This is a genomic window from Streptomyces sp. NPDC006193 (genome assembly GCF_040613915.1).
Lineage (GTDB): Bacteria > Actinomycetota > Actinomycetes > Streptomycetales > Streptomycetaceae > Streptomyces.
On the sequence record NZ_JBEXTB010000010.1, the window covers coordinates 1 to 13,034 of the forward strand.

Annotated in this window: 12 protein-coding genes, 1 tRNA gene and 2 pseudogenes; 12 read left to right on the forward strand and 3 right to left on the reverse strand. The window is 75.2% G+C overall.

The annotated features are described in order from the left end of the window. The 7 genes and pseudogenes from ABZ261_RS12590 to ABZ261_RS12620 form a co-directional block, all read left to right on the forward strand. Nucleotides 1-126, forward strand: a pseudogene (locus tag ABZ261_RS12590) (UTP--glucose-1-phosphate uridylyltransferase); the annotation flags it as partial. Then, nucleotides 123-1,445: a gephyrin-like molybdotransferase Glp gene (gene glp, locus ABZ261_RS12595; RefSeq protein ID WP_356858217.1), complete on the forward strand. Its 1,323-nt coding sequence runs from the start codon at nucleotides 123-125 to the stop codon at nucleotides 1,443-1,445. The pseudogene ABZ261_RS12590 and the gene glp, both read left to right, overlap by 4 nt. A 126-nt stretch (nucleotides 1,446-1,571) precedes the next feature. Further along, a complete protein-coding gene (moaC, locus tag ABZ261_RS12600) occupies nucleotides 1,572-2,084 on the forward strand; it encodes a cyclic pyranopterin monophosphate synthase MoaC (RefSeq protein WP_356858219.1) in 513 nt (170 codons plus the stop codon). Then, entirely contained in the window at nucleotides 2,081-2,584 is a 504-nt protein-coding gene (locus ABZ261_RS12605) for a MogA/MoaB family molybdenum cofactor biosynthesis protein (RefSeq protein ID WP_356858221.1), read from the forward strand. The genes moaC and ABZ261_RS12605 overlap by 4 nt, the downstream gene beginning before the upstream one ends. A 20-nt stretch (nucleotides 2,585-2,604) precedes the next feature. Next, on the forward strand, nucleotides 2,605-3,249 hold the full coding sequence (locus ABZ261_RS12610) for a GNAT family protein (protein ID WP_356858223.1): 645 nt from the start codon (nucleotides 2,605-2,607) through the stop codon (nucleotides 3,247-3,249). Between the two features lie 178 nt (nucleotides 3,250-3,427). Further along, nucleotides 3,428-4,630 carry a gephyrin-like molybdotransferase receptor GlpR gene (gene glpR, locus ABZ261_RS12615; RefSeq protein ID WP_356858225.1) on the forward strand — a complete coding sequence of 401 codons (1,203 nt, stop codon included), beginning with the start codon at nucleotides 3,428-3,430 and terminating at the stop codon, nucleotides 4,628-4,630. A gap of 87 nt (nucleotides 4,631-4,717) precedes the next feature. Further along, nucleotides 4,718-4,791 (forward strand) — tRNA-Ala (locus tag ABZ261_RS12620). Between the two features lie 142 nt (nucleotides 4,792-4,933). Here the strand turns inward: ABZ261_RS12620 and ABZ261_RS12625 are convergent. Further along, on the reverse strand, nucleotides 4,934-5,410 hold the full coding sequence (locus ABZ261_RS12625) for a GNAT family N-acetyltransferase (RefSeq protein ID WP_356858227.1): 477 nt from the start codon (nucleotides 5,408-5,410) through the stop codon (nucleotides 4,934-4,936). A 78-nt stretch (nucleotides 5,411-5,488) separates the two neighbouring features. On the opposite strand from ABZ261_RS12625, the gene ABZ261_RS12630 reads away from it, so the two are divergent. Further along, on the forward strand, nucleotides 5,489-6,292 hold the full coding sequence (locus ABZ261_RS12630; RefSeq protein ID WP_356858229.1) for an exodeoxyribonuclease III: 804 nt from the start codon (nucleotides 5,489-5,491) through the stop codon (nucleotides 6,290-6,292). Here the strand turns inward: ABZ261_RS12630 and ABZ261_RS12635 are convergent. After that, nucleotides 6,289-7,014, reverse strand: a complete 726-nt coding sequence (locus ABZ261_RS12635) for a MerR family transcriptional regulator (protein WP_356858231.1) — start codon at nucleotides 7,012-7,014, stop codon at nucleotides 6,289-6,291. The two genes, ABZ261_RS12630 and ABZ261_RS12635, sit on opposite strands and share 4 nt — an antisense overlap. 132 nt (nucleotides 7,015-7,146) lie before the next feature. On the opposite strand from ABZ261_RS12635, the gene ABZ261_RS12640 reads away from it, so the two are divergent. The 4 genes from ABZ261_RS12640 (at nucleotide 7,147) to ABZ261_RS12655 (ending at nucleotide 10,538) form a co-directional block, all read left to right on the forward strand. Next, nucleotides 7,147-8,655: an NAD(P)/FAD-dependent oxidoreductase gene (locus ABZ261_RS12640; RefSeq protein WP_356858233.1), complete on the forward strand. Its 1,509-nt coding sequence runs from the start codon at nucleotides 7,147-7,149 to the stop codon at nucleotides 8,653-8,655. Further along, nucleotides 8,652-9,314 (forward strand): alpha/beta hydrolase, encoded by a 663-nt coding sequence (locus ABZ261_RS12645; RefSeq protein WP_356858235.1) that lies wholly within the window; start codon nucleotides 8,652-8,654, stop codon nucleotides 9,312-9,314. Before ABZ261_RS12640 ends, ABZ261_RS12645 begins: the two co-directional genes overlap by 4 nt. Further along, complete coding sequence (locus ABZ261_RS12650; protein ID WP_356858237.1) at nucleotides 9,311-10,195, forward strand: SDR family oxidoreductase; 885 nt, start codon at nucleotides 9,311-9,313, stop codon at nucleotides 10,193-10,195. The genes ABZ261_RS12645 and ABZ261_RS12650 overlap by 4 nt, the downstream gene beginning before the upstream one ends. 88 nt (nucleotides 10,196-10,283) lie before the next feature. Then, entirely contained in the window at nucleotides 10,284-10,538 is a 255-nt protein-coding gene (locus tag ABZ261_RS12655; RefSeq protein ID WP_356858239.1) for a hypothetical protein, read from the forward strand. Nucleotides 10,539-10,612: 74 nt separating this feature from the next. Here the strand turns inward: ABZ261_RS12655 and ABZ261_RS12660 are convergent. Beyond that, nucleotides 10,613-12,628 (reverse strand): annotated as a pseudogene (locus ABZ261_RS12660) (S41 family peptidase); the annotation flags it as partial. Nucleotides 12,629-13,034 lie beyond the last annotated feature (406 nt).

The window sequence follows — 13,034 nt, forward strand, 5'->3', positions numbered from 1 at the left end:
GACACCGGGGACCGCGGCGACTACCTGCGTGCCATCGTCCGCCTCGCGTGCGAACGTGAGGACCTGGGCCCGGACTTCCGGACCTGGCTCCGCCGTTTCACCGCCGAGGAGATGCAGCAGTCTTGAGCAGCGCCGCGACCCGCCCCGCCGGCCCGGACGACCTGTGGTCGGTGGACGAGCACCTGGAGGACATCCTCTCGGCCGTCCGCCCCCTCGAACCCATCGAGCTGCAACTGCTCGACGCCCAGGGCTGCGTCCTGGTCGACGACGTCACGGTGCCGGTGTCCCTGCCGCCGTTCGACAACAGCTCCATGGACGGGTACGCGGTGCGGGTCGCGGACGTCGCGGGCGCCGCTGAGGAGTTCCCGGCCGTCCTGGAGGTCGTGGGGGACGTCGCGGCGGGCGCGGCCGACCCGGTCCGGGTCGGCCCCGGCCAGGCCGCCCGGATCATGACCGGAGCGCCGGTGCCGCCCGGCGCCGAGGCCGTCGTCCCCGTCGAGTGGACCGACGGCGGGCTCGGCGAGGGCCCGGTCAGCGGCATGCGGGCGCGCAGCCTGGCGCCCGGCGGCGCCGAAGGGCACGTGCAGGTGTACCGCCCCGCCGAGGCGGGCGCGCACGTGCGCACCCGGGGCAGCGACGTCAAGGCCGGCGACCGGGCCCTGGAGGCCGGCACGATCCTCGGCCCGCCGCAGCTCGCGCTGCTCGCCGCGGTCGGCCGCGGCACGGTGCGCGTGCGCCCGCGCCCGCGCGTGGTCGTCCTCTCCACCGGCAGCGAACTCGTCCAGCCCGGTGAGGACCTGGCCGCCGGCCAGATCTACGACTCCAACAGCTTCGCCCTCACCGCCGCCGCGCGGGACGCGGGCGCCATCGCCTACCGCGTGGGCGCCGTCGCCGACGACGCCGAGACCCTCCGCACCACCATCGAGGACCAGCTGATCCGCGCGGACCTGCTGGTGACCACGGGCGGTGTGAGCGTCGGGGCGTACGACGTGGTCAAGGAGGCGCTGTCCCACGTCGGCGACGAGGACGTGGCGGGCAGCGGCGTGGAGTTCCGCAGGCTGGCCATGCAGCCCGGCAAGCCGCAGGGCTTCGGCTGCATCGGCCCCGACCACACCCCGCTGCTGGCCCTGCCCGGCAACCCGGTGTCCTCGTACGTGTCCTTCGAGCTGTTCGTCCGTCCCGCCATCCGCACCCTGATGGGCCTGCCGGACGTCCACCGGCCCCGCGCGCGGGCCGCCCTGCGGGCCGACGGGGCGCTGCGCTCGCCCCGGGGCCGCCGCCAGTTCCTGCGCGGCGCCTACGCCGACGGGGAGGTGACCCCGGTCGGCGGCGCGGGCTCGCACCTGGTCGCGGCGCTGGCGCAGGCGGACGCGCTGATCGTCGTCCCCGAGGACGTGGAGTCGGTGGAGCCCGGCGCCGAGGTGGAGGTCGTGCTGCTCGGCTGACCGGCGCGCGTGTGCCCCGAGGGCGGTCCCGGTCCGCTGCGCGCGCCGCCGTGGCGGTACCGTGTCGCGCACAGCAGGCCCGCGCACCCCACTTGCGACGGGCCCGGACCGGGAGCGCCACACACCATGACTGTGCCTTCCCGGGGGGAGACCCCCGGACGCCCTGTGCAGGACCGACTGACGCACATCGACGAGGCGGGCGCGGCCCGCATGGTCGACGTGTCCGGGAAGGACGTGACCGCGCGCACGGCCCGTGCCGGCGGCCGCGTGCTCGTCTCACCGCGGGTGGTCGAGCTGCTGCGCGGTGAGGGGATGCCCAAGGGCGACGCCCTCGCCGTCGCGCGGATCGCGGGCATCATGGGCGCCAAGCGCACCCCGGACCTGATCCCCCTGTGCCACCCGCTGTCCCTCTCCGGTGTGACACTGGATCTGTCGGTCGCGGACGACGCCGTGGAGATCCGGGCCACCGTGCGGACCACGGACCGCACGGGCGTCGAGATGGAGGCCCTCACCGCGGTGACGGTCGCCGCGCTCACCGTGATCGACATGGTCAAGGCGGTCGACAAGGGAGCGGTCATCACGGACGTACGGGTGGAGGAGAAGACGGGCGGCGCGTCGGGCGACTGGAGCCGGGCATGACCCGCCGCGCGCTGGTGATCACGGCCTCCAGCCGCGCCGCGGCGGGGGTCTACGAGGACCGGGGTGGCCCCCTGCTCGCCGACGGCCTGCGCGGCCTCGGCTTCGCCGTCGACGGCCCCCGCGTCGTGCCCGACGGCGATCCCGTCCGGGCGGCCCTGCGCGCGGGCGTGGACGCCGGGTACGACGTCGTCGTCACCACCGGCGGCACCGGTGTGTCGCCCACCGACCGCACCCCCGAGGCGACCCGCGCGGTCATCGACTACGAGGTGCCGGGCATCGCGGAGGCCGTCCGCGCCCACGGCCGCCGGCAGGTGCCGGCCGCCGCGCTGTCCCGGGGCCTGGCGGGAGTGGCCGGCGGCACGCTGATCGTCAACCTGCCCGGCTCGACCGGGGGCGTGCGCGACGGCCTCGCCGTGCTGGAGCCCCTGCTGGCCCACGCCGTCGACCAGATCCGCGGCGGTGACCATCCCGGACCCGGCAGCGGTGGGGGTGCGAGCTGAACGGCGCTTCCTGGCCCGCCGTGCTGGCGGACGGCGATGTCGTCCTCCGGCCGATAAGGCTGCGCGACCAGCGCGCCTGGCGCGAGGTGAACCGGCGCAACCGCGACTGGCTCCGCCCCTGGGAGGCGACCGTCCCGCCGCCCGCCCCCAGCGGGCCCGTCGTCCACCGGCCCACCTACCGGCAGATGGTCCGGCACCTGCGCTCCGAGGCGGGCGCGGGCCGGATGCTGCCGTTCGTCATCGAGTACCAGGGGCGGCTCGTCGGGCAGTTGACGGTCGCCGGGATCACCTGGGGGTCGATGTGCTCGGGGCACATCGGCTACTGGGTGGACGAGGAGGTGGCCGGGCGCGGGGTGATGCCGACGGCCGTCGCGCTCGTGGTGGACCACTGTTTCCGCACCGTCGGCCTGCACCGCGTCGAGGTCTGCATTCGCCCCGAGAACCGGCCGAGCCGCCGCGTGGTGGAGAAACTAGGATTCCGCGAGGAGGGGCTCCGGCCGCGTTATCTGCACATCGACGGCGCCTGGCGCGACCACCTCGTCTACGCGCTCACCGCGGAAGAGGTCCCCGACAGCATGCTCGCGCGCTGGCACCGGGCACGTGCGCGGGAGACCCGGCACTCCCAGCGCACCGAAGGTCCGGCCGATCCCGCCGAGCATCCGTGAATTGGAATAGGTGTTCGAATTCCAACGGGTGTACGTCATCCCGGACACGGAATTTCCCCGCCGCGGCGGCCCGCTGATCGCACCGGTCGCAAAAAAAGCTGGAAATATCAGCCAGATCGTGCGACACACCGGCCCAATTGGCGGATGCCTTCGCGCAAACCCCTCTACCGTGTGAGGCGTGAGCAGCAGCGGCCTCATCTACGCAGTCATTGTCGGGGCCTGGGCCGCCTACTTGGTGCCGATGTGGCTCCGTAGGCAGGACGAGCTGAACGAGGCCCGTCCGACGGAACGCTTCAGTACCGCCATCCGGCTGCTGTCGGGACGGGCGGGCATGGAGCGCCGGTACGCCAGGGACCTGCGGGCGCGCTCCGCCCAGGAGGGGGAGCCGGACGCCGTGGACCCGGACGCCGTCACCGACTCGGTGGACGTCCGGGCCTTCGCCGTGCCCCCGACCCGCCGTCAGGCGGGCATCGAGGCCGAGACGGAGACGCCCGCCGGCGCGGAACCGGCGCACGACCAGGACGCCGGACCGGATCCCGGTGCCGCGGCCGCGCAGACGCGCGAGACGGCCGCGCGGCGCGCCTCGGCGCAGGAGGCCGCGGCACGCGCCCAGCGCTCGAAGGTGCTCGCCCGCCGCCGGCGCACCACCGTCGTGCTCTTCCTCGCCTTCTCGCTCGGCGCGGTCGTGGCCGCCGTCGGCGGCCTCGCCTTCCTGTGGGCGCCCGGCGTGCCCGCCGTGCTGCTCAGCGCCTACATCGCCTACCTGCGGGCGCAGGAGCGCCGCCGCTTCGCCTACCAGATGGACCGCCGGCACGCCGAGGCCGCCGCCCAGCGGCTGCGCGAACGCCAGCCGCGCCGCCGCGCACCCCTCGACGCGGACCCCGGCGAGGAGGCGCCCGAGGCGGCCCCGGACACCGGGACGGACACCGGCCTGTCGACGCTCGCCGCCGACCGGCGCGCCCTGGTCGAGCAGACCGACCACGCAGAGTGGGTCGATCAGCAGCGCGAGCGGCAGCGCCGCCCCGGCCAGGGGGAGAGCTGGGACCCGGTGCCGGTGCCCCTGCCGACGTACGTCACCGCGCCCGTCGCCCCGCGCGCCACCTCGGACGTGGATCTCGGGGCGCCCGACACCTGGAGCTCGGCACGCTCCAGCGCGGTCGCGCCGGAGCACGAGACCGGCCGTGCGGCGGAGACCGGCCCGGACGGGACGGCCCCGGTGTCCGCGGACGGGCCGGCGGGCGGCCGCGGCGACGCGCCGCCCCCCGCGCGATCACGCCCGCGCGGGGCACTGCCCTCCGCGCGCCGGGCGCGTGAGCGCGGACGCACGCCCCTGTTCGACCAGTACGAGGACGGCGGCCGCCCGCGCGCGGCCAACGAGTGACGCCGGCCCCCGTGCCCCCCTCCTGACCGGTCGGGCAGCGGATTTCCGAGCACCCCGACGGGGATGCTAAAGTTTCACTCGTTGCAAGGGCCTGTGGCGCAGTCCGGTAGCGCACCTCGTTCGCATCGAGGGGGCCAGGGGTTCAAATCCCCTCAGGTCCACGCAGCATGGAGCCCCTGTCGGCAGTAGCCGGCAGGGGCTTCATCATGGTGCGCGGAGTCCGGCCGCCCCGGCGGCGGGGGCGCCGGCAGGTCCGGGCGGCTCAAGCGCGCCCGCCGTGACCGGCGTTGCCCCCGGCGCCGCTCAGAGCTTCTTCGCGAAGCAGCGGCTCTCCTCGTGGTGGCGGTAGTAGCCGAACTTCGCGCACGGCTCGTAGCCGCAGGAGGTGTACAGGGCGATGGCCTCCGGCTGCTTGGTCCCCGTCTCCAGGACCATGCGGACCCGGCCGGCCGCGCGGGCGTCCTCCTCCAGGGCCGCGAGCATCCGGCGGGCCAGGCCCCGGCCGCGCATGTCCTCGACGACGAACATCCGCTTGAGCTCGGCGTCGCCGTCCTCGTTGCCCTCGCCGTTGCGGTCCTGGCTGCGCCAGCCGCCGGTGGCCACCGGGCGGTCGTGCTCGTCGTACGCGATCAGGTACACACCCCGAGGCGGGTCGAAGTCGGCGGCGTCCAGGGCCGTGGCGTCGCCCCCGTCGCCGTAGCGCAGGTGGTACTCGGCCTGGACCTCGTCGTTGAGCTTGACGGCGTCGGGGTGATCGAAACGTACGCGGCGTATAAACATGCTGGGCATCGTACTTCTATGCAGTGGGCGGGGTCTGCGTTTTGCGGACCCGGACCAGTGTGCCGGTATCGTGCCCGGGTGCTGACTGTGACCTCGGTGAACGTGAACGGGCTGCGCGCCGCCGCGAAGAAGGGCTTCGTGGAGTGGCTCGCCGCGACCGACGCGGACGTCCTCTGCCTGCAGGAGGTGCGCGCCGAACCGCACCAGCTGCCCGAGGAGGTCCGGCAGCCCGACGGCTGGCACGTCGTGCACGCCCCCGCCGCCGCCAAGGGCCGTGCGGGCGTCTCCCTCTACACGCGGCGCGAACCCGACCGGGTGCGCGTCGGCTTCGGCTCCGCCGAGTTCGACGGCAGCGGGCGCTACGTCGAGGCCGACCTGCCCGGCGTCACCGTCGCCTCCCTCTACCTGCCCTCCGGCGAGGTCGGCACCGAACGGCAGGACGAGAAGGTCCGCTTCATGGGCGAGTTCCTCGCCCACCTGGGCGAACTGCGCGAGCGGGCCGCCGCCGACGGCCGCGAGGTGCTCGTCTGCGGCGACTGGAACATCGCCCACCGCGAGGCCGACCTCAGGAACTGGCGCGCCAACACCAGGAACTCCGGCTTCCTCCCCGAGGAGCGCGCCTGGCTCGACCGGGTCCTCGCCGCCGGGGAGGGCGGCTACGTCGACGTGGTCCGCGCCCTGCACCCGGACACCGAGGGCCCGTACACCTGGTGGTCGTACCGCGGGCGGGCCTTCGACAACGACGCCGGGTGGCGCATCGACTACCACATCGCCACGCCGGGTCTGGCCGGCAAGGCGGTCAAGGGGTTCGTCGAGCGGGCGGCCACGCACGCCGAACGGTGGTCGGACCACGCGCCGGTCACCGTCGTGTACGACCTCTAGGCCCGCCCCGCCCGCCCCGTCCTGCCGTTCAGGCGGCGGTCCAGGGCCAGCGACAGTTCCGCCTCGACCACGCTGCGGGCCAGCGGGCGCAGGCGCTGCGGGTCGCCCTGCGCGGCGTGGCGGGAGATCAGGTCGGTGAAGATCCCGGCGAGGGCGTCGGCGTGTGCGCGGACGCGGGCGCCGGCCGCCAGGACCTCGGCGAGCGGGATGCCCTCGCGGACCAGCGCGGAGGAGACGTCCAGCAGCCGCCGGCTGATGTGGACGATCTCGGTGCCGTCGGTGCCGAGGTAGCCCAGTTCCAGGGCGGCGGCGAGGTTCTCGGGGGTGACCTGGCCCTCGAAGCGGGCGGCGAGTTCCTCGGGGGTGAGGCGGACCGGTTCCTCCTCGGTGGGGGCGCCGACGCCGAGGAGGTCGGCGACGTCCCGGCCGTGGTCGAAGGCCTCGGCCAGCTCGGCGATGCCGTTCAGCGTGTGGCCGCGCTCCAGCAGCGCCGCGATGGTGCGCAGGCGGGCCAGGTGGTGGTCGTCGTACCAGGCTATGCGGCCCTCGCGGCGGGGCGGCGGCAGCAGCCTGCGCTCGCGGTAGAAGCGCAGCGTGCGCACGGTGATGCCGGCCAGGCGGGCCAGTTCCTCCGTGCGGTACTCGCGCCGCGCCTGCCCGGGCGCCGCCTCCGGGTGCGTCTCGGGGCCGGCGTCCCGCGGGTGTCCTGCGTCCTCTGCCACGCCCGAAGCCTATGGCGTACCGCCGGTGACTTCCTTCCTCCGCCCCCTACCGCTCGGTACGGAGCTGCTCTACAGTCCCATTGTGCCAGTGTTCACTGGCAGGGTTTCTGGGCGATGCGTGGAGGCTTCGGGATGGCCGAGCACGAGCATGTACGGGTGGCGGTGATCGGGTCCGGGTTCGGCGGCCTCGGAGCCGCCGTGCGGCTGCGCCGCGAGGGGATCACCGACTTCGTCGTCCTGGAACGGGCCGACGGCGTCGGCGGCACCTGGCGGGACAACACCTACCCCGGGTGCGCCTGCGACGTCCCCTCCCACCTGTACTCCTTCTCCTTCGCGCCCCACCCCGACTGGCCGCGCACCTTCTCCGGCCAGCGGCACATCCGCGCCTACCTGGAGCACGTCACCGACCTCTTCGGAGTGCGCCCGCACCTCCGCCTCGGCTCCGAGGTCACGCTGATGACCTGGGACGGCGAGAGGCTGCGGTGGACCATCGAGACCACCCGCGGCACGCTGACGGCCGACGTCGTCGTCTCCGCCACCGGACCGCTGTCCGACCCCAGGATCCCCGCGATCCCGGGGCTGGAGTCCTTCCCCGGCAAGGTGTTCCACTCCGCCCGCTGGGACCACGACTACGACCTGCGCGGCAAGCGGGTCGCCGTGGTCGGCACCGGCGCCTCCGCCGTCCAGATCGTGCCCGCCGTCCAGCCCCTGGTCGGCCGGCTCACCCTCTTCCAGCGCACCCCGCCGTGGGTGATGCCCCGCATGGACCGGGCCGTCAGCGGCGCCGAACGCCGGCTGCACCGGTGGCTGCCGGCCACCGCGCAGGCCCGGCGCGCGCTGCTGTGGGGGATCCGGGAGCTGCAGGTGCAGGCGTTCACCAAGCACCCGGACGAACTCGGCCTGGTCGAGCGGCTCGCCCGGCGGAACATGACCCGCGTCGTCAAGGACCCCGCCCTGCGCGCCAAGCTCACCCCGGACTACCGCATCGGCTGCAAGCGCATCCTGCTGTCCAGCGACTACTACCCGGCGCTGGTCCGGCCCAACGTCGACGTCGTCGCCGGCGGGCTCAGCGAGATCCGCGGGTCGACCGCCGTCGCGGCCGACGGCACCGAGGCCGAGGTCGACGCGATCGTCTTCGCCACGGGCTTCCACGTCACGGACATGCCCATCGCCGAGCGGGTGGTCGGCGCGGACGGCCGCACGCTCGCGCAGTCCTGGAAGAACGGCATGCAGGCGCTGCGCGGCGCCACCGCGGCCGGGTTCCCCAACTTCATGACGATCATCGGACCCAACACCGGCCTCGGGAACTCCTCCATGATCCTCATGATCGAGTCCCAGCTGAACTACCTGGCCGACTACCTGCGCCAGCTCGACGTCCTCGGCGGCCGCACCGCCCTGGACGCCCGGCCGGCCGCCGTCGAGGCGTGGAACCGCGCGGTTCAGGAGCGCATGCGGCGGACCGTGTGGAACACCGGCGGCTGCACCAGCTGGTACCTGGACGCGAGCGGCCGCAACACCACCATCTGGCCCGGCACGACGACCGAGTTCCGGCGCGCGACCCGGCGGGTGGACCTGTCGGAGTACACGGTCGTCCGCCGGCCCGCGCCGGTGCCGGGCGAGCGCAGCGGGGCCGCCGTATGAGCCGCCCGGCGCCCCTCGCCGGCGGCCCCGGCGCCCCGCCCCTGCCCTCCCGCACCCTCACCCTCGTCTCCGCCGACGGCGCCCGGCCGCCCGCCGAGGTGCGCGGCCCGGACGGCGCGCCGCCCGTCGCCCCGTCCCACGGCTGGACCCGCTCGACGGCGTTCTGGGCGGGTGCGCGGCGGGTGGCCGGGGCACGCGTGGCGCCGTCGCCCGCCGGGCGCGTGCGCACCCGGATCACCGGGCGCGTGCTCGGCTCGCGCGCTCCTCTCGCGCCGGTGGCGCCGGTGGCGCCGCGCGTCTGCAATGTGCACGCCCGCCCGCGCGCCGTACGGCACGCCCGGTCCGCAGTCATCGGGGCGCTCGCTCTCGACCACGGAGTTGGGGAGGTGCGGGTGCCCGCCGCCGTGCTGCACGGCACGTCCGACCGGCTGGCGCCCCCGGTGCACGCCCGTGCGCCGGGGGCGGCGCAGCCGCGGTGCGCGGGCCTCACCGAACTGCCCGGCATCGGCCGCATGATGCCGATGGAGGCGCCGCGGGCGGTGACCGGACGCATCCGGGAACGCGCCGTCGCCTGCCGCACGGGGGCCGGCCACGGCCCGGACCACGAGCGCCGCCGCGTCCCCGGGCAGGGCGGCGCGCAGACCGAGGAGGGTGCATGAGCAGGGCAGGACTCGAAGGGCAGGTCGCGGTCGTCACCGGGGCGGCGCGCGGCGTCGGCGAGCTGCTGGCGCGCCGGCTGTCCGCACGCGGGGCGGCGGTCGCGCTGGTCGGGCTGGAGGAGGAGGCCCTCGAAGCCGTCTCCGGGCGGCTGCACGGCGACAGCGCCCACTGGCACGCCGACGTCACCGACCACGAGGCGATGAACCGGGTCGCGCGCGAGGTGAGGGAACGCTTCGGGAAGGTCGACATCGTGGTCGCCAACGCGGGTGTGGCGACCGGCGGTCCGTTCGCCGACGCCGACCTGCGGGCATGGCGGCGGGTGATCGAGGTGAACCTCATCGGGTCCGCGGTGACCGCCCGCGCGTTCCTCCCGGCGCTGACCGAGAGCCGCGGCTACCTGCTGCAGATCGCCTCGCTCGCCGCGATCACCCCGGCGCCGATGATGACGGCGTACTGCGCGTCCAAGTCGGGCGTGGAGGCGTACGCGCACAGTCTGCGCGCGGAGGTCGGCCACCAGGGCGTGCGCGTCGGCGTGGCCTACCTGTCCTGGACCGACACCGACATGGTGCGCGGCGCCGACCAGGACGACGTCATGCGGGAGTTGCGGCAGCGGCTGCCGTGGCCGTCGAACAAGACGTACCCGCTGGGTCCCGCGGTGGACCGGCTCGTCGCGGGGATCGAACGGCGCTCGGCGCATGTGTACGGACAGTGGTGGCTGCGCGGCATGCAGGGCGTGCGCGGATACCTGCCGGCGCTCATCGGGACGGTGGGCGCACGGGAGATGCGGCGGTACGCGCCGCGGCTGCGGGGGATGCGCTCGGGGCTCGTCGGCGCAGGCGGCGCCGCCGACGAGGCAGCGCGGGCTACGCACCGTAACTGATCGACATGCGCTGCGTGTTCGCCCGTGTGACTCTGGTCGGGGCCCCGGCACGGGGCCTATCCCCCACCCACCACGGGAGTGAACCCACATGGGTATGAAGGACCAGTTCCAGGAGAAGGCGGGCCAGTGGCAGGAGCAGGCCGAGGAGAAGCTCGGCCAGGCCCGTGAGAAGGCCGCGCAGCGCGGTCGGCAGGGCCGCCAGGGGCAGCAGCCCGAGCGGGGCCGCCAGGACCGGCAGCCCGAGCGGGGCCGCCCGTCCGGGCCCGGCCGCCCGGACCACCGCGAGGTCCCGGACACGGAGCGGCAGCCGGAGGACCGGTTCGACCAGGACTACGACGCCTAGCCGTCGCTCCCGGCCCCGGCCGCCGGACGCGGGGCGCCCTTCTTCGTGGAGGGCGCCCCGCGGTGCGGCGGCCGTCACGGAGCCGGTCTCGGGGGCAGTGCGGGGCGGGACCTGTCCGGGACGTCGCCGTAGTCCGGGGGAACCGCCGCCGGGTTGGACTCCAGCAGCTCCAGAGCGAGTCGCACCGCGTCGTCCAGTTGGGCGTGCCGGCCCTCCGCCCAGTCCAGGGGGGTGCGCAGCACCTCCAGGTCGGGGGCGACGCCGTGGTTCTCGACGGACCAGCCGTAGGCGTCGAACCAGGCGGCGTTCATCGGGACCGTGATCACCGTGCCGTCGCCGAGGCGGTGACGGCCGGTCATGCCGACCACTCCGCCCCAGGTGCGCTGGCCGACCACCGGGCCGAGCCTCAGCAGCTTGAAGGCCGCGGTGATCATGTCGCCGTCGGACGAGGTCGCCTCGTCGGCCAGGGCCACCACCGGTCCCCGCGGGGCGTTCGAGGTGTACGACACCGGCTGCGCGTCCCGGGTCAGGTCCCAGCCCAGGATCGTGCGGGTCAGCTTCTCGATGACGAGCTCGCTGATGTGCCCGCCGGCGTTGCCCCGCACGTCCACGATGAGCGCGGGCCGGGACACCTCCATGCGCAGGTCCCGGTTGAACTGGGCCCAGCCGGAGCCGCCCATGTCCGGGATGTGCAGGTAGCCGCATCTGCCGCCGCTCAACTCCCGGACGACCCGGCGGCGTTCGGCCACCCAGTCCTGGTAGCGCAGCGGCCGTTCGTCGACGAGCGGGACGACCGCGACCCGCCGGGCCCGCCCGGCCCGGCCGTCCGCCGGGGTGAACGTCAGCTCCACGGTCGTGCCGCCCGAGCCGGCGAGCAGCGGGTAGGGGCCGGTGACCGGGTCGACCGGCCGGCCGTCGACGTGGGTCAGGACGGCGCCCTCGCGGATGCCCGTGCCGGCCAGCGGCGAGCGGGCCCTGGAGTCGGAGGAGTCGCCGGGCAGGATCCGCTGGACCAGCCAACGCCCGTCGCGGCGGACGAGGTTGGCGCCGAGGAGGCCCTGCCAGCGCTGGTAGTGCGGCGGGCCCTCGTTGCGGCGGGCGGCGGTGACGTAGGCGTGGGAGGTGCCGAGTTCGCCGAGGACCTCGCGCAGCAGGTCCGCGAACTCGTCGGGGGAGGCGACCCGTTCCACCAGGGGGCGGTACTGGTCGAGCACCGCGTCCCAGTCGACGCCGCACATGCCCGGGTCCCAGAAGTGGGCGCGGATCAGGCGTCCCGCCTCGTCGTACGCCTGGCGCCACTCGGCGGGCGGGTCGGCCTGGTGCAGGATGCGGCGCAGGTCTATCCAGACGGTCGTGTCGCCGTCGCCGGTCTCGGTCGCCGGCACCGCCCGCAGGTCGCCCTCGTCCACGACGACCAGCCGGGTGCCGTCGCCGCTGACCGCGAACCAGTCCAGGTGGCCGACGAGTTCGGACTTCTTCGCCTTGTGGAGGTTGAAGTGCTCCAGGGTCGGGCGGCCGGTGGTGTCGGCGGGGTTGGCGAAGGTCTCGCCGAGCGCGCCGGAGATCGGCCAGCGCAGCCAGACCAGGCCGCCGCCCGCGACCGGGTGCAGCGCGGAGTACTTTGAGGCGATGACCGGGAACGGCGTGACCCTGTTCGCCAGCCCCTCCGCCTCCACCGTGACCGCGCCGGCCTCGCCGGCCGTCTCGTCCTGGAGGGGGTCGAGTCCGCCGGCGGCCGGGCGGCCCTCGGGGTTCAGCGCGAAGGGCGAGGGGGTCGCCGAGGAGAGCGGCACCAGGTACGGGCGGCAGCCCAGCGGGAAGGACAGGTCACCGGTGTGGACGTCGTACACCGGGTCGAAGCCGCGCCAGGAGAGGAAGGCGAGGTAGCGGCCGTCGCGGGTGAAGACCGGGTTCTCGTCCTCGAAACGGCCGTCGGTCACGTCCACGATCAGGTGGTCCTTGATGCGGGCCAGTTTGATCTGGCGCAGGGAGCGGCCGATGCCGGGGTGCGACCAGGCGAGCCAGGAGCCGTCCGGGGAGAAGGCCAGGTCCCGGACGGGCCCGTTGACGGACCGGACCAGCTCGGTCACCCCGCCGCCCGCCCCCGCGCGGGCGCCTCCGGCATCCTCCGCGCCGGCCTGCGCCGCCGTTGCCCCGGACCCCGGGCCCCCCGTGCCCCCGGCCCTCCCCGCCTCCGCCCGCTCCGCGCGCCGGGCCTCGTCCTCCCGGACCGCCGAAGGCCGCGGCTCGCCCGCTCCGGCCTCCGTGCTCGTGGGAAGCCCTGCGCCCCCGGCTTCCTGCGTGCTTCCGGCCGGGCCCGCCCCGGTCGCCGTGCCCCCGGGTCTCCCGCTTCCCGCGTCACCGCTGCCTCCGGCCGCGCCCGCTGCCGTCTCCGTGCTTCGGGGCGGCCCCCCGCTTGCCGCTTCCTGCGTGCTCTCGGGTTCCCCGTCCCCCGCGTCCTCGGTGCCTCCGGCCGCGTCCGGTCCGGTCTCCGTG

Bases quoted from the DNA above. Each gene is read 5' to 3' on its own strand.
- ABZ261_RS12645 (WP_356858235.1), top strand. From the start codon at position 8,652: ATGAGCCGCCCGGCGCCCCTCGCCGGCGGCCCCGGCGCCCCGCCCCTG.
- moaC (WP_356858219.1), top strand. From the start codon at position 1,572: ATGACTGTGCCTTCCCGGGGGGAGACCCCCGGACGCCCTGTGCAGGAC.
- ABZ261_RS12655 (WP_356858239.1), top strand. From the start codon at position 10,284: ATGGGTATGAAGGACCAGTTCCAGGAGAAGGCGGGCCAGTGGCAGGAG.
- ABZ261_RS12605 (WP_356858221.1), top strand. From the start codon at position 2,081: ATGACCCGCCGCGCGCTGGTGATCACGGCCTCCAGCCGCGCCGCGGCG.
- ABZ261_RS12640 (WP_356858233.1), top strand. From the start codon at position 7,147: ATGGCCGAGCACGAGCATGTACGGGTGGCGGTGATCGGGTCCGGGTTC.
- ABZ261_RS12625 (WP_356858227.1), bottom strand. From the start codon at position 5,410: ATGTTTATACGCCGCGTACGTTTCGATCACCCCGACGCCGTCAAGCTC.
- ABZ261_RS12650 (WP_356858237.1), top strand. From the start codon at position 9,311: ATGAGCAGGGCAGGACTCGAAGGGCAGGTCGCGGTCGTCACCGGGGCG.